We start from the raw sequence: 24,301 nt of genomic DNA, 5'->3' as shown, positions 1-24,301 counted from the left end.
CCAGGCATTAATTATTAAGCGAATCGAGGTAGTCGCTGGCCACTTGGGATGGAGACAGCCCGTTAACGGCGACATCGGCATTGAGCGTTTGCAGAGTGACCAGATCAAGGCTAGTGAAAACCTCATTGAGCAACGCTTCTATTTCTGGATAGGCTTCAAGTACGCTTTCACGCACCACGGGGGCAGGCTGATACACCGGTTGCACGCCCTTGGTATCTTCCAGCACGACCAGCCCCAGCGCACTTAAGCCACCGTCCGTGCCATAGGTCATGGCGCCATTAACGCCGCTGGTCTGTTGGGCTGCAGCACGCATGGTAGCAGCGGTATTACCACCAGAGAGCACCAACAGTTGATCATCACTCAACTCAAAACCGTAGGCTTCCTGAAATGCGGGCAGTGCTTGTGAAGACTCGACAAACTCAGCGCTTGCAGCAAATTTGAACTCGCCGCCGTCAGCCAAATAGGCGGCTAGATCTTCTAGACTCACCAGCTCATTTTCCTCGGCAACATCCTCGCGGACGCTCATTGCCCAAGTGTTATTAGCGCTGGCAGGCTGCAGCCATATCAAGCCTTGCTGCGCATCACGCTCGCGCACTGTTTCATAAGCCTGATCTGCATTATTCCATACTGAACTGTCGGTCATATCGAAAAAGAACGCGCCATTACCCGTGTATTCTGGATAAAGGTCAATCTCGCCCGCTTCAAGCGCAGTGCGGACAACGCTAGTGCCGCCCAGCTGTAAGCGGTTTTCGGTCGCAATGTCATTGCGCTCCAGGGTCTGAATAATCAGCTCGCCCAGAACAGAGCCTTCTGTATCGATTTTGGATGACACCACCACAGGCTCGTTAGCGCTGACTTGCGAGAATGCCGCGAGGGATACGGCACAAGCAGCGATTAAGGGCTTAGCAATGAAAGAATTGGCTGAAAAGCGCATCTTTGAATTCCTTTTGAAGTGGGCTTTAAACGACCGAGGCTCTTATAGTCATTATAAGAGCCATCAGCGTTTAAGTTAGCGCATAAGCCACCAACGAGAGATGAAGGTTTTTGGGTTAAGGTGCTTCTAATACCCAAGACGTGCCTTCTCGGGAGTCCTTGAGAATAATCCCTAAAGAGGCAAGCTCATCGCGGATCGCATCCGCTTGGGCGAAGTCTTTATTCGCCTTAGCCTCAATGCGCTGAGCAATTTTCGCTTCGATCTCGCTCTCGCTGAGCGGCATACCCTGCTGCTGCGTGCCTTTTAAGAACGTTTGTGGCTCTTGCTGAAGAAGCCCCAAAACTGACCCAAGCTGCTTTAACTCGCCCGCCAGCTTGGCAGCTTCATTAGGCTGTTCTTGCTTGGCGCGATTGACCTCGCGAGCCAGCTCAAACATCACCGCCAAAGCTTCGGGGGTATTGAAGTCATCATCCATTACCTGAGTAAAGCGCTCACGGTAAGCCGAAGCGTCATCACTATTTGCCGCGCCTAGCTCAAGACCTTCCAGCGCGGTGTACAAGCGCGTTAGCGATTTACGCGCCTCGGTCAGTGAATCAACCGAGTAGTTGATCGGGCTACGGTAGTGACTCGCCACCAGCAGAAAACGCACCACTTCTGGGTCGTGCTCGGCCAGCACGTCGCGAATGGTGAAGAAGTTGCCCAGGGATTTGGACATCTTTTCCTGGTTCACCCGCACAGCGCCGGCATGCATCCAGGTATTGACGTAGGTTTTACCAGTGGCCGCCTCGGATTGAGCGATCTCATTTTCATGGTGCGGAAAGGTTAAATCCGGCCCGCCGCCATGAATGTCGAAAGTGTCACCCAGGCAGCAGGTCGACATCGCCGAGCACTCGATGTGCCAGCCAGGCCGGCCGTTACCCCAGGGCGACGCCCAGTGCGCCTCCCCCGGTTTGGCTGCCTTCCAGAGCACGAAATCGAGCGGGTCTTCTTTATGAACATCCACATCAACCCGGCTGCCTGCACGCATATCGTCTAACTGGCGGTTATTGAGCTTGCCGTAATCAGCGAATTTGCGCACCCGATAGTAGACATCACCGTTATCGGCCGCGTAGGCAAAGCCTTTTTCAATCAGCGTTTCAATCATTGCCACGATATCGTCGATATGGCCGGTGGCGCGGGGCTCATGGCTGGGCGGCAATACAAATAGGCGCGCCTCGTCTTCGTGCATGGCATCAATCATGCGCTCTGTCAGCGCAGTGATACTTTCGCCATTTTCGTCGGCACGCTTGAGTATCTTGTCGTCGATATCGGTAATGTTGCGCACGTAGTTAACGTCATAGCCGCGTTCTCGAAGATAGCGGGTGATGACATCAAAGGCGACCATTACGCGAGCGTGCCCTAGGTGGCAGTAGTCATACACCGTCATGCCGCAGACATACATGCTCACTTTACCCGCTTCCAGTGGGGTGAAAGGTTCTTTGCGGCGCGTCAGCGTATTGTAAATATGCATATGGCTATCCATGTTTGTTTTAGCCCTTCTGCTTGATTTTAGCCCAGCTATCTTTCAACCCCACGGTACGGTTAAACACCAAATGCTCTGGCGTAGAGTCGTGACGGTCAGCGCAGAAGTAGCCGACGCGCTCGAACTGGAAGCGTGACTCGGGCGTTGCGAAGGCTAAGCTTGGCTCTCCGATGGCTTGGCAAACGACCAGCGACTCCGGATTAAGATGCTCTAGAAAATCGACATCTTTATCGCGATCCGGCTGTTCAACGGTGAACAGATTGTCGTAAAGACGCACTTCCATCGGCACGCCGTGTGCAGCGCTAACCCAGTGAATAACACCTTTGACCTTACGTCCTTCGGGATTTTTACCCAGCGTATCGAAATCCACCGAACAGTGCAGTTCGCTGATCTCACCGGCGGCGTCTTTGATCACTTCGTCACAACGAATCACGTAGCTATTGCGCAGGCGTACTTCTTTACCTGGTGCCAAGCGGAAGAACTTTTTAGGCGCGTCTTCCATAAAGTCGTCTTGGTCGATATACAGCTCGCGGCTGAACGGCACCTGACGCACCGTCATATCTTCACGGGCGGGGTGACCAGGGACTTCGTACATCTCCTGGTGATCTTCCGGCACGTTGGTGAGCACGACTTTCAGCGGCTTTAACACACACATGGCGCGCGGGGCATTGTCTTCAAGATCCGAGCGAATGGCGTGGGTCAACATGGCGATATCCACCAAGCCACCGTCGGCACGAGTAACGCCAATCATCTCGCAGAATTTACGAATTGACGCTGGCGTATAGCCACGGCGACGCATGCCGGAGATCGTCGGCATACGTGGATCGTCCCAGCCATCGACAATTTTTTCGTCAACCAGCAGTTTCAGTTTGCGCTTGGAGGTCAGGGTGTAGTCGAGATTCAGCCGTGCAAACTCGATCTGGCGCGGTTTCGCGGGAACCGGCAGATTATTTAAAAACCACTCGTACAGCGGGCGGTGATCTTCGAATTCCAGGGTGCAGATCGAGTGGGTAATACCTTCAATAGCATCCGACTGACCATGGGTGAAGTCGTAAGAGGGATAGATTTTCCACTTGTCGCCAGTCTGGTGATGGCTGGCATGACGAATACGGTAAATAATCGGGTCGCGTAGATTGATATTGGGTGAGGCCATGTCAATCTTGGCGCGCACGACCTTTTCACTTTCGCCAAACTCACCTTCACGCATACGCGCGAGTAGATCCAGGTTCTCTTCGGCGCTGCGTTCGCGGTAAGGGCTAGGCTTACCCGGCGCTGTCAGGGTGCCGCGATACTCGCGGATTTCATCCGGCGACAGGTCGTCAACGTAGGCTTTGCCTTCTCGCATTAAGTGCTGCGCCCAGGCATAGAGCTGATCGAAGTAGTCAGACGCAAAACGCACCGGGCCTGCCCATTCAAAGCCTAGCCAGCTGACGTCCTCTTTGATCGCATCGATGTAAGCCTGCTCTTCTTTGGCAGGGTTGGTGTCGTCAAAACGTAGATGACACTCGCCACCCAGTTGCTCCGCCAACCCGAAATTTAGACAGATCGACTTCGCATGGCCGATATGCAGGAAGCCATTGGGCTCCGGGGGGAAGCGCGTCACGATTTTAGTGACCTGGCCGTCCTCGATTTCGTCGCGTACTTGGTTGCGAATGAAGTTCGGCGCTGGGGTGGTCTCGTTGGTCATGATGGTGTTGATAACCTCGTGGTGGATGGCGTGCTGCGCCGTGAGGACATAGGATACTCCTATGGCCCTTCGCGGTGCAGGGCAAAACCGCTATTATAACGTGACGCCGATGCACAGCGCCAAGGCGAACGCCTTTATTGAACAGGAATTTATCTATGATCGTATTACAAACGAACCACGGTGACATCACCATCGCTCTTAACCACGAAAAAGCGCCAATTAGTGCGGCGAATTTTGAACAGTATGTGCGCGACGGGTTTTATGATGGCACCCTGTTCCATCGCGTCATTGACGGCTTCATGGTGCAAGGGGGTGGTTTCGATAAGGAGTTCAACCAAAAGCCGACCCGCGACCCTATCGACAACGAAGCCGACAACGGCTTGAAAAATACCGTTGGCACCCTGGCCATGGCACGCACCCAGGATCCCCACTCTGCCACTGCGCAGTTTTTTATCAATGTGGGCGATAATAGTTTTCTTGATCACAGCGGTAAAAGCCTTCAAGGCTGGGGCTATGCGGTATTTGGCGAAGTCGTTGACGGGATGGATGTGGTCAATGAGATTAAAAACGTAGCCACGTCTCGCCGCGGCATGCACGCCGACGTCCCCTCCGAAGATGTCATTATCGAGCGCGCGTACGTCAAAGACGCGGAATAACGCCGGGAGCCTTATGCGCACACTGCTTGTTGCCGACCTTCATCTAAGTAGCGATACCCCCGAGATCAATCAGGGGTTTTACCGCTACTTAGAGCACACTGCTCCAGGAGCCGACGCGCTTTATATTCTTGGGGATCTTTTCGATGCCTGGATTGGCGATGATCTACTGGACGCCAATACACATCCGCTTAGCGTTGTTGCACATGAAGTAATTCGCCATTTGCGCAGACTTAGCAGCGACGGTACTGCGGTGTACCTAATGCACGGCAACCGAGACTTTCTGCTGGGCGAACGCTTTATAAATGCGTGCCAGGCATTTCTGCTACCGGATATTGAGGAAGTGGAAATCCAAGGCATTCCCGTTTTACTGCTACATGGCGATAGTTTGTGTACTCAGGATGAAGCGTATATGGCTTTCCGCAAGCAGTCGCGCAATCCAGAGTGGCAGGCGCAGATGCTTGCGCTACCTTTGGAACAACGTGTAGCACTTGCGCAAAGCTTGCGTACTCAATCTGGCGAAGCCAATGCTAATAAAGCTGAAGCGATTATGGATGTGACGCCACAAGAAGTCATTGCGCTGATGGAGCACCATGGCTTGACTACCATGATCCACGGTCACACCCACCGCCCCAGAGTACATGACTTGACGGTTGAAGACGTGCCTGCCAAGCGCTATGTACTAGGCGACTGGGATGCCCAGCACGGCTGGGATATTATCATTGAGCGCGCCGACCATACTGCGCCCCGACTACGTCAGTTCTCTTTAACGGAATTACCTGATTCCTGACCGCAATTTACGAGTATAAAAAAGCCGATCATGTGATCGGCTTTTTTGCTCTTGCTGTTTTTAACTTGGGCTTAAGCGACTCTAGCGCTCTATATCGGCATCGCTGCGCAGGTCATCAATCAATCCCTGCAATACCGATTGGGCACGCAACTGCTCGGCCATTTGCGCAACAAATGTCTCCATCTGCTCATCGACCTCACCTACACTGACGCTATCAAGCGCTACCACAGCCACTCCTTGCGGCAGTTCAACCGTGCGATAGACGCTCTCACCCTCTTCAGGGCGCTCCATGCGGAAGGCTTCCTGAACAATCAGCTGAGGCACAGTGCTATCGGCTTGGCGGCTTACGCTGTTGGCTTCTAGCCAAGCAACATCTGCCGACTGACCGTCTCGCAAACTTGCAACCAGTGCCTGTGCCTCTTCACGCAGCGCCTCTTGCTGCTGTTCTGCGGCCACTGACATTTCAACGTCCTCGCGCACTTCATCAAGCGGCAGCAGAGTCGCATCACGCTGCTCAGCAACCCGCAGTACCAGGCGACGATCCTGATCCAGCTCAATCACTTCGCTGTTGTAGCCCTCTTCAAATACGTCGTTGCTAAAGGCCGCCGACATTACCCCAGGCTCAGATAGCACTCCGTCAGCCTCATCATCACGAGCAAGCCAATCGCTCTCCTGCAGCGTTAGACCGAGCTCATCGGCAACGCTCTGCAAGTCGTCGGCAGCGAAGCTCTCGTCGATCAGTTGTTGAACCCGCTGGTTAAACTCATCATCAATGTCACGTAGTGCCACTTCCCGCGCTAGCTCATCGCGCTGCTCTTCAAAAGTAGGGCCCTGAATATCCGTCACCTGGATAATGTGGAAAGCGTTATCCAACTCAACAGGCTGGGATACATCACCCTCTTCGAGACCAAAGGCCGCTTCATCAAAGGCCTCACCAAAGAAGCCACGGCTGATCACACCAAGATCACCGCCCTCTTCTGCGCTGGCCGTGTCGTCAGAATAGCGCAAGGCGGTATCTGTAAACGAATCACCGCTGTCCAGTGCTTCCCGAGCGGTCTCGGCTAATTGCTGCGCTTCATCGCGGGTGCGCTCATTACCAAAGGTGATCATGATATGCGACACACGGCGGTCAGCATTGCGATTTTTCTCACGCCAGGCGTCACGCAGGGCCTCTTCATCCACGTCACGGCCCTCTGCCATGGCCTGACGGTCAATCAGCACATACTCAAGACGCACCTGTTCCGGGCGTTCATAGCGCTCCTGGTGGGCATCGTAATATGCTTGGAGATCGTCATCGCTAACGCTGATATCAGCGTCCACATCGTCGCCATCCAAAACTATATAGCGGAAACTACGCTGCTGGCGCTGTAATTCGGCCAGGCGCTCTTGCTCGTTCGGCAGGCTAAAATCACTGAAGGCTAAGCCTTGCTGTAAATGCTGGCGCTGGATATCGACGCGCAACTCTTCACGAAAGGAGATCGGCGTATAGCCAGCACCGGCGAGACGATTTCGGAACATCTCTGCAGAGAAACGGCCATCCTGATCATGAAATTCCGGCAGGCTGACAATTAACTGATCCAACTGCTGTTCAGAAACGGCAAAACCACCCTCTTCTGCATACTGGGACAGCAGTTGCTGCGTGATAAGCTGGTCAAGTATATCGTTGCGCAAGGCACGCTCTTGCTCAGGCGGCACTTGTCCTGAACGCAGCGCGCGCTGAACCTCTAGCTCAACTTGCTGACGCATAATCGGCTGTCCGTTGACGCTCGCCACTTCGTCCGGATCGCTGCCAAAAAGCCCAAACAGTGACTCAATCCCGAAAAGTGCCATGGCCGCGACCATGACACCGATAATAATTTTGGCACCCCAGCTCCTGGAGCCATCTCGAATACTTTGCAGCATGCTAGCCTCAGATAGTCACAGCCAAACAGATCGGCCCGCTCAACCCAAATAAAAAGTGGGCCAGAAAATAACATGGGCGCATCGCCAATGCGATGCGCCCATTAGGTTACAGCAAACGCGGTCAAATTAGTTGACGGCGTCTTTCAGCGCTTTACCTGCTTTGAAGCTGGGTACTTTGGCGGCACTGATCTGGATTGGCTGACCCGTTTGTGGGTTACGGCCAGTACGAGCAGCACGCTCTTTGATCGCGAAGGTACCAAAACCTACCAGAGATACGCTTTCGCCTTTCTTAAGGCTATCGGTGACAGACTCCACCATGGCATCCAATGCGCGGGTTGCCGCTGCTTTCGGAATATCTGCAGACGCGGCAATGGCTTCAATCAGCTCGGACTTATTCACTCTTCACCCCTTGACTGTTTCAAAAAATGGCTCTGAACGGCATGGTCACCGATGGATACGGCGATCAAAGCATAGCTGCGTTTTATAGCAATGCCTTGAAACATCTGTCAAGCAACCATGCCGCGAGATACCCGCTACCCAAAGCAGCGGGCACATATTAAGTAAAATTAAAGACCAGCGAGGACTTTAACAGCTTAATGGGTACTAGCAACAACGGTATTACTAAACGATGCTTCGGTACTTTTCAATGGCGCACCGTCTTCTACCTTATCAGCTAGCGCTACGGCTAAGACATCATCTATCCAACGTACCGGACGAATATCCAATGCACCTTTGATATTGTCAGGTACTTCCTTGAGATCACGGCGGTTTTCCTCAGGAATTAGCACTGTCTTTATACCACCGCGGCGGGCTGCCAGCAATTTCTCCTTCAATCCGCCTATCGGTAATACCTCACCGCGCAGATTGACTTCACCGGTCATTGCCACGTCGCAGCGTACCGCACGCTGGGTGTATGCGGAAACAATCGCCGTCACCATGGCAATACCTGCACTGGGCCCATCTTTAGGTGTTGCCCCTTCAGGAACGTGGATATGCAGGTCCTCTTTTTCGAACCGTTCGGGGTCAATGCCATACGCTTCTGCCCTGGCGCGCACTACCGTATGAGCGGCACTCACCGACTCTTTCATTACATCGCCAAGTGAACCGGTCTTGTTAATTCGCCCTTTACCCGGCGTCACGACAGACTCGATGTTGAGTAACTCGCCGCCCACCGATGTCCAGGCAAGGCCTGTCACTCGGCCGATCTGGTCGTCTTGCTCTGCCAAACCGTAACTATAGCGACGTACGCCCGCGTAGTGCTCAATTTGCTCAGCCGTTAAGCTCTGCCCTGTTTGGGCGGCTTGCGGGTCACGCTCTTTCTCAAGCCGCTCACGCAGTACCTTCCGCGACACTTTGGCAATCTGCCGCTCCAGCTCACGCACACCCGCTTCGCGGGTATAGTAGCGAATAAGCTCTAAAAGCGCGCTGTCTTCGAGCGTTAACTCATCGCCTTTTAAACCGTTCGCGGCTAGTTGCTTAGGCAATAAGTAGCGCTTAGCGATCGCCAGCTTCTCATCTTCGGTGTAACCCGGCAGACGAATAATCTCCATACGGTCAAGCAAGGCGCTGGGGATATTCATCGAGTTAGCGGTACAGATGAACAGCGTCTCGGAGAGATCGTAGTCAAGCTCCAGATAGTGATCGCTAAAGCTGTTGTTCTGCTCAGGATCAAGCACTTCGAGCAGCGCAGAGGCAGGGTCACCGCGATGATCCATGCCCAGTTTGTCGACCTCATCCAAAAGAAATAACGGGTTTTTAACCCCTGCTCTGCTCATCCGCTGCATCAACTTGCCTGGCAATGAACCAATATAGGTGCGCCGATGGCCGCGAATTTCCGACTCATCGCGTACCCCACCCAGGGCCAAACGCACATATTTGCGATTGGTGGCACGGGCAATGGACTGGCCAAGCGAGGTCTTGCCCACCCCGGGCGGCCCAACGAGACATAGCACTGGGCCTTTCATCTTGCGCACGCGCTTCTGTACGGCAAGATATTCCAGGATGCGCGCCTTAACCTCCTCCAGGCCGTAATGATCTTCATCGAGCACCTGCTGCGCTCTGACGAGATCATGCTTTACCCGGGTACGCTTTTTCCATGGAACAGCGACTAACCAATCCAGGTAGGAGCGCACTACGGTCGCTTCAGCGGAGTTTGAGGCCATCATTTTAAGCTTATTGAGCTCTTGAGTCGCTTTCTCGGACGCCTCTTTCGGCATACCGGACTCTTTAATCGCCAGCTCATACTTCTCAGCCTCGTTGGGCACATTATCCAGCTCACCCATCTCTTTCTGGATAGCTTTCATCTGCTCATTGAGGTAGTACTCGCGCTGAGTCTTCTCCATCTGCTCTTTGACCCGCGAGCGGATGCGCTTCTCTACTTGCAGTAGGTCGATTTCAGATTCGATCAGCGCCATCAGGTGCTCAATACGATCGCGCACCCGATCCATCTCAAGCAGCTCTTGCTTGTCGCCAATTTTAAGCGACAGGTGGGCACAAATGGTGTCCACCAAGCGGCTTGGATCTTCAATCCCCGACAGCGAATTAAGCACTTCGTTGGGGACTTTTTTGGAGAGTTTGACGTACTGCTCGAACTGATTGAGCAACACGCGTACCAGTGCTTCCTGCTCACGACTGGTCAGCGGTTCACTCTCTCGGGGCGTTAAATACGCCTGGGTGTAGCCTGCGGCATTCTCTTCGACATTGAGAACATCCGCTCGGAAATTCCCCTCAATGAGTACCTTGACCGTGCCATCAGGCAACTTAAGCAGTTGCATGATATCGGCCACGGTGCCCATAGCGTAAAGATCCGCATTGTCAGGCTCATCTTGAGACGCTTCACGCTGAGCCACCAGTAGCACACGTTTATCAGCCTCCATCGCCGCTTCGAGCGCCTGGATAGACTTTTCACGACCTACAAAAAGGGGGATGACCATTTGCGGATAAACAACCACATCGCGCAATGGCAAAAGGGGTAGACATTGTGTCTGTTCGGCGTTCTGCTGCATCGCAGACGTTCCTCGACAAATCGGATGAGTACTTAAAAGAGTACTTAGAAAAGTACTGCACACTTTTCAAAATGCTGGCGTTTAGACGTTAGCATTGAATAGGCTAGGCAGTAACACTTCACGAATTAGGCTTTATAACTCTCTCGCTAGATAACCAGGCTTCACAACACGCTTTATAAGGGCTCTCTACAGCAGAGCCCTAGAACATCTACAACAACAAGGGGTCGCCTTGGCGACCCCTTGATTTAGCGCAAGCGGTTGAAGCTGGGCCGCGATACTCGACTAGCCACTAACCATCAGTGCCGTCGACACGTGCATCTTCCTGCTGAGAGTAGATCAACAGAGGTTCGCTTTCTCCGGCTATCACAGATCCGTCGATGACGACCTTGCTAACACCTTCAAGCGAAGGAATTTCGTACATGGTATCCAACAGTACCGACTCTAGAATAGAGCGCAGTCCGCGAGCACCTGTCTTACGCTCCATGGCTTTTTCAGCCACTGCACGTAACGCTTCATCTCTGAACTCTAGCGTTACATCTTCCATTTCAAACAGCTTGGCGTACTGCTTAACTAGCGAATTCTTCGGTTCTGTAAGAATCTGCACCAGGGCGTCTTCAGTGAGCTCCATCAGTGTTGCGATGATGGGCAAACGACCCACAAACTCTGGAATCAAGCCAAATTTAACCAGATCATCAGGCTCTACGTCGGCCAGCAGTTCACCCACCCCACGGGAAGACTCTTTGCTTTTCACCGCCGCATTGAAGCCGATGCCGCCTTTCTCAGCACGGTCACGGATAACTTTATCCAGCCCTGCAAAAGCACCGCCTACGATAAACAGAATGTTGCCCGTATTGACTTGGACAAACTCCTGCTGGGGGTGTTTGCGTCCGCCTTGAGGCGGCACGGAAGCCGTCGTACCTTCAATAAGCTTCAGCAGTGCTTGCTGAACGCCTTCACCCGAGACATCACGGGTAATAGAAGGGTTATCCGACTTGCGTGAAATCTTGTCGATTTCATCGATGTAAACAATGCCACGCTCGGCTTTCTCGACGTCGTAGTCGCACTTCTGCAACAGCTTCTGGATGATGTTTTCGACATCTTCACCGACATAGCCGGCTTCCGTCAGCGTGGTTGCATCCGCAATGGTAAAAGGTACATTCAGTAACCGTGCCATGGTTTCCGCAAGCAGCGTTTTACCGCTACCGGTGGGGCCAATCAGCAGAATGTTTGATTTACCTAGCTCTACATCGCCGTCGCGTACATCTGTTTTCAAACGCTTGTAGTGGTTATATACCGCTACGGAAAGCACCATCTTGGCGCGATCCTGTCCGATAACGTAGTCATCAAGCGTATGACGTATTTCGCGTGGCGTAGGTAAACGCTCCTCATCGCTCTCGGCATCGGCTTCGAGAACTTCCTCGCGAATGATGTCATTACACAAGTCGACACACTCATCGCAGATATAGACGGATGGGCCCGCAATCAGCTTACGTACTTCGTTTTGGTTTTTGCCGCAAAACGAGCAGTAGAGCAGTTTGCCACCTTCGTCTTTGCCTTTGCCGTCGGCCATTCGCATACCTCTATCACTGCGGCGGCTTTCGCCGCCGGAAAAGCTCGTTAGAAAAGCAGAATCCTATCACGCTATCAGGATGTAGGCCGCTTATCCAGCACTGCATCAATCAGGCCATACTCTTTGGCTTGATTGGCGCTCATGAAATTATCCCGATCAGTATCACGTGAGACAGCTTCAATTTCCTGACCCGTGTGGTGGGCAAGAATTTGGTTCAGTTTCTCGCGAATACCCAGAATCTCACGGGTATGAATTTCAATGTCAGACGCTTGGCCTTGGTAACCACCCAGCGGCTGGTGAATCATGACGCGTGAGTTGGGAAGGCAATAACGCTTGCCAGCAGCACCCGCTGTCAATAACAGCGCACCCATGCTGGCCGCCTGACCAATACACACCGTAGAGACATCTGGTTTCACAAACTGCATAGTGTCATAAATCGACATACCCGCAGTGACCGATCCACCTGGCGAGTTAATATACAGGTGAATATCTTTATCGGGGTTTTCCGATTCCAGGAACAGCAGTTGGGCAACAACCAAATTAGCCATGTAGTCTTCTACAGGGCCTACCAAAAAGATCACACGCTCTTTTAACAGGCGTGAGTAAATGTCGTAGGCTCTTTCCCCTTTGGCGCTCTGCTCAACCACCATGGGCACTAAACCGCCGGCGTTTTGAATATCAAACTCACTCATTCAGGTGATTCCTTGCGTCCGGGAAGGGAAAGGCGCACCGACATATTAGGTGCGCCGCGTTCCAGGGTGTTAGGCGCTCGCTTGCTCGCCCTCTTCAGCACCCTCATCTTGCTCTGCCTGCTGTTGCGCAGCGGCAAGGGCTTGCTGATAAGACATTTCAACGTCTTTAATGTTCGTTTGTTCGAGCAGCTTAGCTACCGCTTTCTCTTCGAGAATGGCAGATTTTACTTGGGTTTTCATCTGCTCGTTACCCATGTAGTAGCTAACCACCTCATCAGGATCTTGGTACTGCTCAGCAAGCTCGGTCACTTTTGCTTTGATAGCATCATCGTCAGCATCGAGTTCGTTAGCTTTGATTACTTCAGCCAGCAACAAGCCGACCTGAACGCGGCCTTTGGCCTGCTCTTCAAACAGTTCGTTGGGCAACTGGCTGACATCAAAATCTTCGCCTAGACCAAACTGCTGCGCCGCTTGGCGCTTCATGCCGTCAGTCTCTTGTTGAACGAGCGCGCTAGGCACAGGAATTTCGTTAACCTTTTTCAGCGCATCGAGCACTTGCTGCTTAACCCGGTTATCAACGGCTTGCGACGCTTCACGGGTCATGTTCTTCTTGATTTCAGCGCGGAATTTTTCCTGATCGCCGCCTTCAACGCCAAAACGCTCGATAAACTCAGCGTCTACTTCGGGCAACTTCTGGCTGCTGACCTTATGTACGGTTACCTTGAAGGTGGCTTCTTTACCGGCTAAATGCTCGGCCTGGTAATCCTCAGGGAAGGTGACGTTAAGGGTCTTCTCTTCGCCCGCTTTGGCGCCAATTAACTGCTCTTCAAAACCAGGAATAAAGCTATTGGAACCAATGACCAGCGTGTGGCCTTCGGCGCTACCGCCTTCAAACGGCTCATCACCAATATAACCCTGGAAGTCAATAGTGACCTGATCGCCGTCAGCTGCAGCAGCGTCCACTTCTTCCCAGGCTGCATTTTGCTTACGCAGCGTATCGATCATCTCATCGACATCCGCATCACTCACCGAAACCACCGGGCGCTCAATCTCTGTACCTTCGATAGAGTTAAGCTCAACCTGCGGGTAGATCTCCATAACCGCAACGAACTCTAGGTCTTTACCAGACTCATTGACCGATGGCTCAATTTGCGGGAAGCCAGCAGGGTTCAACCCTTCTTCGGTAATAGCGCGCACATAACGCTCACGCATTACTTCGCTGACAACCTCGTTACGTACGTCTTGGCCGTAGCGCTGCTGGACTACTGCCATTGGCACCCGGCCTTGGCGAAAACCATTCAAGCGAACGTTCTTCGCAGTGTCTTTCAAGCGAGCGCTAACGGCCCCGTCAATTTCGGCCGCCGGCACTTGAATGGTAATGCGGCGTTCGATCTGGGAGGTCGTCTCGACAGAAACTTGCATGAATTGTCCTCTAACGGCTGGGCGTTGTGTTGATTGCATATAATAAGTTCAAGGGGGCAATTTTAAGAACCCCAACGCATAGTGGCAAGCGCCATGCTCGCAACATGGGGGCAGTGATTTTAAAAACAAGGCAATAAGCGAGCAATTAACCACTTTAAGGCGTGTTTAGCTTCATTATTCGCCCCACGTTGCGTAATTTTTACCATTCTACTGCTTTGTGCGTCTTGCAGCGACTTTTTCAATCACTACCGCAAAAAAAGCTAACCTGCATGACGCTCACCCGACCACCATAAGCTCAGCGCATGAAGAAGCACCCCAAGCGTAGCACCATGAGAAATGAATACCTGCCAACTGATCCAGTCCGTAAACAGCGCATGCCAGCCACCCATCACCACCATTCCCAGCAGCAGCATAACGACTAACCGTTTACATAGTTGTGGCAGACGACGACGCGCCTCCACGGCCAGTAAGCGCCACTGAACAATAGCCGCAAAAGCCACCAGCGCTAAGGCGAAGATAATCAGCGTCTGGCGGGTTTCATGCCCTCCCGCCATGTAGCGCGGCAAAGTTGCCAGCATAACGACACATAAGCCCAGCGCAACGCTGATGCGCTCAGGCGAGGTGGGGGCTCGCTGCATCGCTCAAGCCACCTCTAATTGCTGGGCAACGATCCACTCTTCCACCCAGGGCACAGCAGCATCGTCGGCCATAAAGGTCTCCATGGCATCGATCTCTAGGCGCTCCCCTAAACGCGTCGCGCCATGATCCGCCAGCAGCTCATCAAGCGCGCGGCCAGCGCCACAAAATGTATCACCATACGAGCTATCACCGAGTGCAATGAGTCCGTAGCGAAGTGTGGTAAGCGCAGGACTTTGGTCACGCAACTGCCGGACAAAGGGCACAAAGCTGCCGGGAAAATCACCACTACCAGTGGTCGATACACAAAAAAGCGCCAAATCGGCGTCACCGCTGACAATATCATCAACAGATGGCTGTTCAATAATCTCCACAGCGTAACCGGCCTGTTCAAATAGGGGTTTCACCTGCTCTGCCACATCAAGGGCACCGCCATACATGGTACCCACCAAAATATTTAGCTTCGGCATCGTCACTCCCCTGTCAAAGTGTCACAGTGCCAACCGTCAAGTCGACAAATACCTGATGAATTTGCTCAAATATTAACATGGCTGGTTAGAATGAGACACATCGCCCAAACGGGTGACCCACACGCAGCGCACAGGAGTGGCTATGCAGCAAACCTTCGAGGCTTGGATCACCCCGCTAATGATTAGCGGCCTGATCATATTTATGTGTTTTATTATCTGGGATTTGGCCAAAAAATCGAACGCAGGCAAATTTGGTACCATCATGCTGTTTGTGGTGCTCGGCGCAGGCATGCTTGGTTACGTCATTAAGGTGGTGATTACCTGGCTAATCGAAGGTGGCGGCATGCAGGGGTAGCAAAAGCCATCACTCCACAGGCGCGCTTATCACTATACTCATCACAACAACGCCCATCATAAAAGAGAAAAGGAGCGCCCGAAGGCACTCCTTTTTTATGAAGGGGAGTCTTGCATGACACGAGAGCAGCTACTGAACTGAGAGTACCAGCATTTCTCAAACCAAAAGACTATTCACCGCCTTCATAGTGTTCAACCTGCTGCTTAAGCTTTTGCCCTGGGCGAAACGTCACGACTCTTCGAGCAGAAATGGGAATTTCTTCACCGGTTTTGGGGTTACGCCCTGGTCGCTCGCGCTTATCTCGCAGATCAAAGTTACCAAAACCCGATAGTTTTACCTGTTCGTTCTCACGAAGGCAGGCTCTAATCTCTTCAAAAAAAGCTTCGACCATAGCCTTCGCTTCTCGTTTGGACAGGGCTAGCTCTGCATGCAAATGTTCGGCTAGCTCTGCTTTGGTCAACGCACCCATAAGGCTTCTCCTTATCCTTGAAGCAAACACAGCAACAAACGCTCTGTACCAAACGTACAGTAGCAAACGCATTGCCAAGAACGTGATAAGCATCGTGGCGTAGCCCAGGCACTCACATAGCTACTTAATTAGCCGCGCAGCTCAGCATCTAACTTGACACGCACTTGTGTCACAATTGAATCAACCAACTGATTGATTTCCTCGTCGTTTAGCGTGCGCGATGGATGCTGCCAGGTCAAGCCCAAAGCAATACTCTTGTGCTCTTCGGCCACACCTTTACCTGAATAGACGTCAAATAGCTTGATATCTTGCAGATACTCACCTGCTTGCTGCTTGGCGCAATCCAACAGCGCCTGCACAGGAGTCGCCTCTTTGAGTATAAACGCCAAATCACGGCGCACCTCAGGAAAGCGTGATAACGGTTCAAAGGCAGGAATACGGCCTTGGCTAAGCGCATCCAGACGCACTTCGAAGAGCACCGCATCCATCTTCAAGCCAAGCGTTGCGCGCACCTGAGGGTGCAGGGTACCGATCCAACCCGCAGGCTCTCCACGATGCAGCAGCTGCGCACACTGCCCCGGATGAAGGGCCGGGTGCTCTGCAGGCTCAAAGCGCCATGCGTCAGCGTCACCGCCCAAGGCCAGGACACTCTCCAAATCGCCCTTTAGATCGTAGAAATCCACCCGCCCTTTCGCATCACTCCAGCCCTCTGCTTCCCGCGCACCACAGACCAGAGCACCAAGCATCGGGACTTGTGACAACTCATCCAGTTCGCCGTTGAAAACCAGCCCGGTTTCAAACAGCCGCACGCGGGTTTGCTGACGGTTAAGATTATACTCCATGGCGCGCACCAAGCCGGGAAACAAACTAGCACGCATCACCGACAAATCAGCCGAGATAGGGTTAGCTAGTGCGGGGCTTACAGCATCGGGCAGCATGGTCGCTTGCAGCTCAGGAGCCACAAAGCTGTAGGTAATCGCCTCTTGGAAGCCGCGGGCAACCATCTGGCGGCGCAGCCGTGCCTGGGTAAGCGTTGCCTCGTCTGCTGAACGGAGCGCCAAGCGTGCCGCCGGCCGGCGCACCGGCAAATTATTGTAGCCATGGATACGCGCTACTTCTTCGATGAGATCCTCTTCGATGGCCAGATCAAAACGCCAACTCGGCGCAGTGACTGCCCAGCCGGCATCCTGCACGCTGACTTCAAGCCCTAGGCGTTGCAAGATATCAGTTACATCATCACTATCGAGAGCCTTGGAAAGCGCTTTTTCTAACCGTTCACTGCGCAAGAAAATAGCGCGCTCAGCAGGCATACGCTCAGCACTTTGCGCTTCAACAAGAGGCCCTGCTTGGCCGCCGCAGATATCAATCAAAAGCTGTGTGGCGCGCTCAACGGCAACTGGTGTCAATTGCGGATCGACGCCGCGCTCAAAACGGTGCGATGCATCTGTGTGTAGCCCGTAGGAGCGCGCCTGCCCCGCAATGGCAAGCGGAGTGAAGAACGCTGATTCAAGGAAAATAGTCTGGGTATTTTCATTAACGCCGGAGTTTTCCCCACCCATCACACCTGCCATGGCTAGCGGGCCTGAGCTGTCGGCAATGATCAACGTTTCGGGGCGCAGCGCCATATCACTACCATCAAGCAGTGTTAGCCGTTCGCCCGGCTTGGCCATGCGAACCACTATGCCCTCTTGCAGGTTGTGGCGGTCAAAGGCGTGCATCGGCTGGCCCAATTCCAGCATGACGTAGTTGGTAATATCCACCACTGGGTCAATCGAGCGCACGCCACTGCGGCGAAGACGTTCTACCATCCACAGCGGTGTTTCAGCCTTAACATTAACGCCCTTGATTACGCGACCAATATAGCGCGGGCACTGCTCTGGTGCCTCTACGCTCACCGCGAAGCTATCCTCAACCTCCGCGGCCACCGGTGCGATTACGGGCCCGTTAACCGGCAAACGGTTAAGCACGCCGACCTCTCGCGCCATCCCCTTAATACTCAGGCAGTCTCCCCGGTTGGGCGTCAGATCGACCTCAATCGTCATGTCATTAAGATGCATGAACTCTCTGAAATCGCCCCCCACCGGCGCAGATGACGACAGCACCAGGATGCCGGGCGAGGTCTCTTCTTCAAGCCCCAGCTCCGATGCAGAACAAATCATCCCGCGCGATTCAACGCCGCGTAGCTTGGCTTTTTTGATTTTAAAATCACCTGGCAGCACGCCACCCACCTGGGCAAAGGGGATTTTCTGACCAACATCAACATTGGGTGCACCGCAGACAACCTGCACAGGCTCGCCACTACCGTCATCAACGGTGCACACATTGAGCTTATCCGCGTCAGGGTGCTTCTCTTTACTCAGCACCTCAGCCACCACTACACCGCTGAATGCGGCGGCTACCGGCTCAATAGCGTCGACTTCCAAGCCCGCCATGGTGATTTGGTCGGCCATTGCCTGCGTTTCAAGCTGCGGCGAAACCCACTCACGCAGCCACTGTTCTGAAAATTTCATCGTTGATCCTGTATTCGGCGGCGGTCTTAAGCGAATTGACGTAAAAAACGCAGATCGTTTTCAAAGAACAGGCGTAAATCATTCACGCCGTAGCGCAGCATTGCCAAACGCTCAGCCCCCATTCCGAAGGCAAAACCGGTATAGCGCTCGGTATCAATACCCGAGTGACGAAAGACTTCAGGATGCACCATGCCGCATCCCATCACTTCCAGCCAGCCGCTGTGGGAACAGACACGACAACCTGATCCACTACACATCACACACTGAATATCCACTTCGGCGGAGGGCTCAGTGAATGGAAAGTAGGATGGACGGAAACGCACCGAAAGGTCGTCGCGCTCAAAAAATGCCTGCAGAAAGTCTTCGATCGTTCCTTTAAGGTCGGCAAAGCTAACCCCCTCATCGACCAGCAAGCCCTCCACTTGGTGGAACATGGGGGTGTGAGTCAAATCTGAATCGCTGCGATAGACCCGCCCCGGGCAAACGATACGGATAGGTGGCTCACTACTTTTCATAGTACGCACTTGCACCGGCGAGGTGTGAGTACGCAGCAAGCGCGTGGCGTCAAAATAGAAGGTATCAGCCATACCGCGAGCGGGATGGTGCGCGGGAATGTTGAGGGCTTCGAAGTTGTGATAATCGTCTTCAATTTCAGGCCCTACCGCCACGTCATAACCAATACGTGTGAACAGCCCCTCTATGCGCTCAAGCGTACGCGTGACGGGATGCAATCCACCGCTGGCCTGACCACGCCCTGGCAATGTGACATCGATACTTTCAGCGGCCAAACGGGCATTCAGCGCCTCACTTTCAAGCTGTTCGCGCTTAGCATCAATTTCGTCGGCCAGCGTTTGCTTGGCTTGATTAATACGCTCGCCTGCTGCCGGGCGTTCTTCGGCTGACAGCTTCCCCAGGCCCTTCAGCAAGGCAGTTACCTCACCTTTCTTACCTAAGTAGCGTACTCGTAACTCGTCTAGTGCGGCGACACTCTGCGCAGCCTGAATGGCGTCGCGAGCCTCAGATACCAGAGTAGGAAGGTGATCCATCCGTTTCACTCCGAATTAAGCGGTGTCCATCCGTGAAGATGGCGTGGCACGTTGAAGGTGACAAAAAAACAGGGGAAGAGCGGCTGCTCTTCCCCTGGATGGGTCACTCTGAAATGACCTCAGGCACGTAACACGGGCACAAGCCCTGTGCATATTACCTTATTGGGCAGCCTTGGCTTTTTCCACGATGGCAGCAAATGCAGCCTTCTCGTGTACTGCCAAATCGGCCAATACTTTACGGTCGATTTCAATACCGGCTTTCTTAAGACCGCCAACAAAGCGGCTGTAAGACATACCGTTAACACGCGCACCAGCGTTAATACGCTGGATCCATAGCGCGCGGAACTGGCGCTTACGATTGCGACGGTCACGGTAAGCGTACTGACCAGCTTTGATTACAGCTTGCTTGGCAACACGGAAAACGCGTGAACGGGCACCGTAGTAACCTTTGGCAAGCTTCAATACTTTTTTATGGCGACGACGCGCTACTACGCCACGTTTAACTCGAGTCATAACACACTCCTGACTTTAAGGCTGAGGCAAAAAAATTGTGCACTCAGAAAAACGAAAACCCGACTTATAGATTCGGCAGCATACGCTGGATGAGCGCTTTATCAGACGCGTGGATCTGCTTCATTCCACGCAATTGACGCTTACGCTTGGTCGATTTCTTGGTCAAGATGTGGCTACGGTGAGACTGCTTGTGCTTAAAGCCATTAGCAGTCTTCTTGAAGCGCTTGGCAGCGCCGCTGTTGCTTTTGATTTTCGGCATGAGGAAAACTCCGCTCGATATTTTTTAGAAAACCCAGGGCCGACCACCGGTTTAACGGTGGCCCGTTGACATCGCCGTTGGATCACTTCTTTTTCGGGGCAATAATCATGATCATCTGGCGGCCTTCCATTTTAGGAAAGGCCTCTACCACTCCGATCTCTTCCAGGTCTGCCGCGATCCTTTCCATCAGCTTACGGCCGATATCCTGGTGCGCCATTTCACGACCACGGAAGCGCAGTGTGACTTTGCCCTTGTCACCACCTTCCAAAAAGCGCGTCAGGTTTTTAAGCTTGACCTGATAATCGCCTTCATCGGTGCCAGGACGGAATTTGACTTCCTTAACCTGGATTTGCTTCTGCTTCTTCTTTTGAGCCGCTTTCTGCTTCTTGGTCTCAAAAACGAATTTGCCGTAATCCATAATCTTACAGACGATGGGATCGGCATTCGAAATTTGCACGAGATCTAAGCTTTCAGATTCAGCACGCTCTAGCGCTTCGGTGGTGGGCACAACGCCCAACTGCTCACCGTCGCTACCAATAAGGCGTACTTCTTCTTCGACAATTCGCTCGTTCATTGGTGGGCGTTTGTCTGCTGGACGCCCGCGCTGGTTGCTTCTCTTGATCGTTCCGTCTCCTTAGGCCATTGACGATGTCGCCAGGGCTGCTCTCTCGGCAGTATGGCGTTCAATAAATTCATCGACCGTCATTGTACCGAGGTTTTCGCCGCTGCGTGTTCGCACGGCCACTGAGTCAGCTTCGACTTCCTTATCTCCCACCACAAGGAGATAGGGAACTTTCTGTAATGTATGCTCACGGATTTTAAAGCCGATCTTCTCGTTCCTCAAGTCCGCTTTAACACGCAAGCCACTTTTTTGCAGACGTTTCTCCAATTCAAGCGCATATTCACGCTGCGAATCGGTGATAGTCATGACAACCGCCTGCTGAGGCGCAAGCCATAATGGCATAGCGCCCGCATAATGTTCAATCAAGATGCCAATGAAGCGCTCCATGGAGCCTACAATAGCACGATGCAGCATTACCGGCGACTTACGCTGACCTTCTTCAGTCACATACTGAGCCCCAAGCCGCTCTGGCATCATAAAATCGACCTGCATAGTGCCGACCTGCCATTCACGCCCCAGACAGTCTTTCATATGATATTCAATCTTGGGGCCGTAGAACGCGCCTTCGCCAGGAAGTTCCTGCCACTCGACGCCACAAGTTTTCAATGCGCTACGCAGCGCATCTTCTGCCCGATCCCAAACCTCATCACTTCCAATGCGCTTTTCCGGGCGAAGAGCAATTTTAATAGCTATATCTTCAAAGCCGAAATCACTATACACCTTTAGCGCTTGGCGATGAAAATCAGTCACTTCAGGCTCAACTTGAGCTTCAGTACAGAAAACATGGCCATCATCTTGCGTAAATGCCCGCACACGCATAATGCCGTGTAAAGCACCTGAAGGCTCGTTACGGTGGCATCCACCAAACTCACCAAAACGAACGGGCAATTCGCGATAGCTACGCAAACCAGAATTAAACACCTGAACATGTCCAGGGCAGTTCATCGGCTTAAGAGCATACTCACGCTTTTCGGATTCAGTAAAGAACATGCCGTCCGCGTAGTTATCCCAGTGCCCTGATTTTTTCCAAAGCGATACGTCCATAATCTGAGGACAGCGTATTTCTTGATAACCACCCTCTTTATAGACGCCCCGCATATATTGTTCGATCTGCTGCCATAGCGCCCAGCCGTTTGGATGCCAGAATATCATCCCCGGCGCCTCTTCCTGCATGTGGAAGAGATCCAACCGACGCGCCAACTTACGGTGATCGCGTTTCTCCGCCTCTTCGAGACGTTTGACGTAAGCCTTCAGCTGTTTTTTATCACCCCACGCGGTGCCGTAGATACGCGTCAACATAGTATTTGCAGCGTCACCGCGCCAATAAGCACCGGCCAACTTGGTCAACTTAAAGGCTTTTAAGTGGCGGGTATTTGGCACATGAGGCCCGCGGCACATATCGGTGTATTCTTCGTGATGATAAAGCCGGATGGTCGCGTCATCGGGAATATCGCGAACAATTTCCTGCTTATAAGGTTCATCGCGGTGTAAAAAAGTCAGCATTGCCTGGTCACGATCAACATACTCGCGTACCACATCGTACTCACGCTCTATCAGTGACTGCATACGCGCTTCGATGGCTTCCAGGTCTTCCGGTGTGACAGATTGACCAAACTCAATATCGTAGTAGAAACCATCTTCAATAACTGGCCCGATGGCCATTTTGGCCTCGGGGTACATCTGCTTAACCGCATGACCAATGAGGTGAGCGCAGGAGTGGCGAATAATTTCCAGCCCTTCAGCGTCACGGGCAGTAATTATCGCCACCGTTGCGTCTTGCTCGATCAGGTCAGCGGCATCTACCAGCACACCATCGATCTTTCCAGCGATACAGGCCTTAGCCAAACCAGGGCCAATGGATTCTGCGAGCTGCATAATGGTTAGCGGTGCTTCAAACGTCTTTTGACTGCCGTCAGGCAGAGTAACAATAGGCATTCAGATTCCTTGAGCGCAGTGGTGATCCATACCAAGGATCACATATCGCTATCAATGGTCTTGGGAGAGGTGTAAATGTACCAACATAAAACAGCAGCAAGACTAGCAGACTTGCCGACCGCTTAAAATAAAAACGGGAGGCATAAGCCTCCCGTTTCTTTACCTGTGGATTGCCGCTAGCACTTTATAACCAAACCGCAAACCTCAGATGATAAGTGAACTTAGTTCCACTCATCCAGTTCAACGCGACGGTTCTGGAAGCGACCTTCTTCAGTCTCGTTAGAGGCGACCGGACGCTCTTCACCGTAACCTACCGCACGCATGCGGTTAGCTTCTACGCCACGGCTCGCCAAGTAGTTAGCAACAGATTGAGCACGCTCTTGTGACAAGTTTTTGTTGTACTCGTCAGAACCGCGTGAATCAGTGTGGCCTTCGATGCTTACGCGAACATCAGGGTTGCTGACCAAGCGCTCTGCAACACCGTTAAGCACGCTCTGAGCGTTAGAGGTTAACTGAGCAGAATCAAACTCGAAGTTAACATCTTCCAGAACTACGCTATCCGGGCAACCCAGGGCGTTCACTTCTACACCAGCAGGAGTGTTCGGGCACTGATCACGGTAATCGGGCACACCGTCGTTATCGGAGTCAAGCGGGCAACCGTTGGCATTAACTTCAACGCCAGCGGGAGTGCCTGGGCACTGATCGCGGTAGTCCGGCACGCCATCACCGTCAGAATCTAACGGGCATCCCTCGGCGTCAACTGCGACACCAGCAGGCACTTCGCCATAGCTCGGGCACTGAGGTGCAACCGGCTCAGGCGTACGATCAGCACATAGCAGACCGCCGATAGCAGCACCAGCTGCGGCACCAGTAGCAGCACCGCTCTCTTCATCAGAACTACTGCTGGTGGCGTAGCCAATGCTGCCACCGATAACGCCGCCTGCCAGACCACATACCGCAGGGTGCTGGTACCAGCTGCGGTCGCTGCTAGCGCTTGCTTGGCCGGAAGACTGTGAGGCCGAGCTGGCACAGCCAGATAGACCTACTACCAGTGCGGAACCGATGAGCAAGCCAGTCGTTGATTTTTTCATGCAAGACTCCTTCTTGATCCAATGCTGAAATGGCCATAAGTGACCAAATCTATCCAATGCTTCTTATTGCGAGAGCATCCATTTTTCGCCTGCTCCATATCGCTGTTGATAGTATCAAGCTCCCAGTACCAATAATCACGTACTAATTACTCAACACCCAGTCGATATAGAGCGATGTGCCTATCATTCACGCTTAAGCGCAGGAAGGCAACAATGCC

At 52.8% G+C, this 24,301-nt stretch carries 22 protein-coding genes; 3 read left to right on the top strand and 19 right to left on the bottom strand.

Annotation, left to right across the window (positions count from 1 at the left end):
* Positions 1 to 7: 7 nt before the first annotated feature.
* The 3 genes from osmF to HZS52_RS16230 form a co-directional block, all read right to left on the bottom strand.
* The gene (gene osmF / locus HZS52_RS16240; RefSeq protein WP_009287804.1) at positions 8 to 934 is read right to left on the bottom strand and encodes a glycine betaine ABC transporter substrate-binding protein OsmF; all 927 of its coding nucleotides are present in this window, start codon (positions 932 to 934) and stop codon (positions 8 to 10) included.
* Between the two features lie 115 nt (positions 935 to 1,049).
* The gene (gene cysS, locus HZS52_RS16235) at positions 1,050 to 2,444 is read right to left on the bottom strand and encodes a cysteine--tRNA ligase (RefSeq protein ID WP_190373160.1); all 1,395 of its coding nucleotides are present in this window, start codon (positions 2,442 to 2,444) and stop codon (positions 1,050 to 1,052) included.
* 19 nt (positions 2,445 to 2,463) lie between these two features.
* Complete coding sequence (locus tag HZS52_RS16230; protein WP_190373159.1) at positions 2,464 to 4,143, bottom strand: glutamine--tRNA ligase/YqeY domain fusion protein; 1,680 nt, start codon at positions 4,141 to 4,143, stop codon at positions 2,464 to 2,466.
* Positions 4,144 to 4,298: 155 nt separating this feature from the next.
* On the opposite strand from HZS52_RS16230, the gene HZS52_RS16225 reads away from it, so the two are divergent.
* Complete coding sequence (locus tag HZS52_RS16225; protein ID WP_022523310.1) at positions 4,299 to 4,799, top strand: peptidylprolyl isomerase; 501 nt, start codon at positions 4,299 to 4,301, stop codon at positions 4,797 to 4,799.
* Positions 4,800 to 4,812: 13 nt separating this feature from the next.
* Complete coding sequence (locus tag HZS52_RS16220) at positions 4,813 to 5,586, top strand: UDP-2,3-diacylglucosamine diphosphatase (RefSeq protein WP_022523309.1); 774 nt, start codon at positions 4,813 to 4,815, stop codon at positions 5,584 to 5,586.
* Positions 5,587 to 5,667: 81 nt separating this feature from the next.
* On the opposite strand, the gene HZS52_RS16215 is transcribed toward HZS52_RS16220, so the two are convergent.
* From HZS52_RS16215 to HZS52_RS16180, 8 genes are all read right to left on the bottom strand, one after another.
* Positions 5,668 to 7,488: a SurA N-terminal domain-containing protein gene (locus HZS52_RS16215; RefSeq protein WP_190373158.1), complete on the bottom strand. Its 1,821-nt coding sequence runs from the start codon at positions 7,486 to 7,488 to the stop codon at positions 5,668 to 5,670.
* 126 nt (positions 7,489 to 7,614) lie between these two features.
* A complete protein-coding gene (locus HZS52_RS16210) occupies positions 7,615 to 7,887 on the bottom strand; it encodes an HU family DNA-binding protein (RefSeq protein ID WP_007114333.1) in 273 nt (90 codons plus the stop codon).
* Positions 7,888 to 8,081: 194 nt separating this feature from the next.
* Positions 8,082 to 10,493, bottom strand: a complete 2,412-nt coding sequence (gene lon / locus HZS52_RS16205) for an endopeptidase La (RefSeq protein WP_190373157.1) — start codon at positions 10,491 to 10,493, stop codon at positions 8,082 to 8,084.
* A gap of 289 nt (positions 10,494 to 10,782) precedes the next feature.
* Entirely contained in the window at positions 10,783 to 12,063 is a 1,281-nt protein-coding gene (gene clpX, locus HZS52_RS16200) for an ATP-dependent Clp protease ATP-binding subunit ClpX (RefSeq protein WP_022523306.1), read from the bottom strand.
* Between the two features lie 74 nt (positions 12,064 to 12,137).
* Positions 12,138 to 12,755, bottom strand: coding sequence for an ATP-dependent Clp endopeptidase proteolytic subunit ClpP (gene clpP / locus HZS52_RS16195; RefSeq protein WP_009287800.1), 618 nt, complete (start codon positions 12,753 to 12,755; stop codon positions 12,138 to 12,140).
* 69 nt (positions 12,756 to 12,824) lie between these two features.
* Positions 12,825 to 14,177, bottom strand: a complete 1,353-nt coding sequence (tig, locus tag HZS52_RS16190) for a trigger factor (protein WP_022523305.1) — start codon at positions 14,175 to 14,177, stop codon at positions 12,825 to 12,827.
* Between the two features lie 260 nt (positions 14,178 to 14,437).
* A complete protein-coding gene (locus HZS52_RS16185; RefSeq protein ID WP_022523304.1) occupies positions 14,438 to 14,815 on the bottom strand; it encodes a hypothetical protein in 378 nt (125 codons plus the stop codon).
* A gap of 3 nt (positions 14,816 to 14,818) precedes the next feature.
* Entirely contained in the window at positions 14,819 to 15,283 is a 465-nt protein-coding gene (locus HZS52_RS16180) for a flavodoxin (RefSeq protein ID WP_022523303.1), read from the bottom strand.
* A gap of 142 nt (positions 15,284 to 15,425) precedes the next feature.
* On the opposite strand from HZS52_RS16180, the gene HZS52_RS16175 reads away from it, so the two are divergent.
* Positions 15,426 to 15,638, top strand: coding sequence for a DUF2788 domain-containing protein (locus tag HZS52_RS16175; RefSeq protein ID WP_022523302.1), 213 nt, complete (start codon positions 15,426 to 15,428; stop codon positions 15,636 to 15,638).
* Positions 15,639 to 15,807: 169 nt separating this feature from the next.
* On the opposite strand, the gene HZS52_RS16170 is transcribed toward HZS52_RS16175, so the two are convergent.
* The 8 genes from HZS52_RS16170 to HZS52_RS16135 form a co-directional block, all read right to left on the bottom strand.
* A complete protein-coding gene (locus HZS52_RS16170; protein WP_022523301.1) occupies positions 15,808 to 16,107 on the bottom strand; it encodes an integration host factor subunit alpha in 300 nt (99 codons plus the stop codon).
* A 128-nt stretch (positions 16,108 to 16,235) separates the two neighbouring features.
* Complete coding sequence (gene pheT, locus HZS52_RS16165) at positions 16,236 to 18,617, bottom strand: phenylalanine--tRNA ligase subunit beta (protein ID WP_039859814.1); 2,382 nt, start codon at positions 18,615 to 18,617, stop codon at positions 16,236 to 16,238.
* Positions 18,618 to 18,643: 26 nt separating this feature from the next.
* Positions 18,644 to 19,663, bottom strand: a complete 1,020-nt coding sequence (pheS, locus tag HZS52_RS16160; RefSeq protein ID WP_022523299.1) for a phenylalanine--tRNA ligase subunit alpha — start codon at positions 19,661 to 19,663, stop codon at positions 18,644 to 18,646.
* 159 nt (positions 19,664 to 19,822) lie between these two features.
* Positions 19,823 to 20,176, bottom strand: coding sequence for a 50S ribosomal protein L20 (gene rplT, locus HZS52_RS16155; protein ID WP_007114344.1), 354 nt, complete (start codon positions 20,174 to 20,176; stop codon positions 19,823 to 19,825).
* Between the two features lie 64 nt (positions 20,177 to 20,240).
* Entirely contained in the window at positions 20,241 to 20,435 is a 195-nt protein-coding gene (gene rpmI, locus HZS52_RS16150; RefSeq protein WP_027959586.1) for a 50S ribosomal protein L35, read from the bottom strand.
* 82 nt (positions 20,436 to 20,517) lie between these two features.
* The gene (gene infC, locus HZS52_RS16145; protein ID WP_009287797.1) at positions 20,518 to 21,009 is read right to left on the bottom strand and encodes a translation initiation factor IF-3; all 492 of its coding nucleotides are present in this window, start codon (positions 21,007 to 21,009) and stop codon (positions 20,518 to 20,520) included.
* A 60-nt stretch (positions 21,010 to 21,069) separates the two neighbouring features.
* On the bottom strand, positions 21,070 to 22,992 hold the full coding sequence (gene thrS / locus HZS52_RS16140) for a threonine--tRNA ligase (protein ID WP_009287796.1): 1,923 nt from the start codon (positions 22,990 to 22,992) through the stop codon (positions 21,070 to 21,072).
* Between the two features lie 221 nt (positions 22,993 to 23,213).
* Entirely contained in the window at positions 23,214 to 24,083 is an 870-nt protein-coding gene (locus HZS52_RS16135) for an OmpA family protein (RefSeq protein ID WP_022523297.1), read from the bottom strand.
* Between the last annotated feature and the right edge of the window lie 218 nt (positions 24,084 to 24,301).

The sequence above is a fragment of the Vreelandella titanicae genome (assembly GCF_014697095.1).
GTDB lineage: Bacteria > Pseudomonadota > Gammaproteobacteria > Pseudomonadales > Halomonadaceae > Vreelandella > Vreelandella titanicae.
The sequence above is the reverse complement of the archived record's forward strand: the minus strand, read 5'-3'. Positions and strand labels throughout refer to the sequence as shown.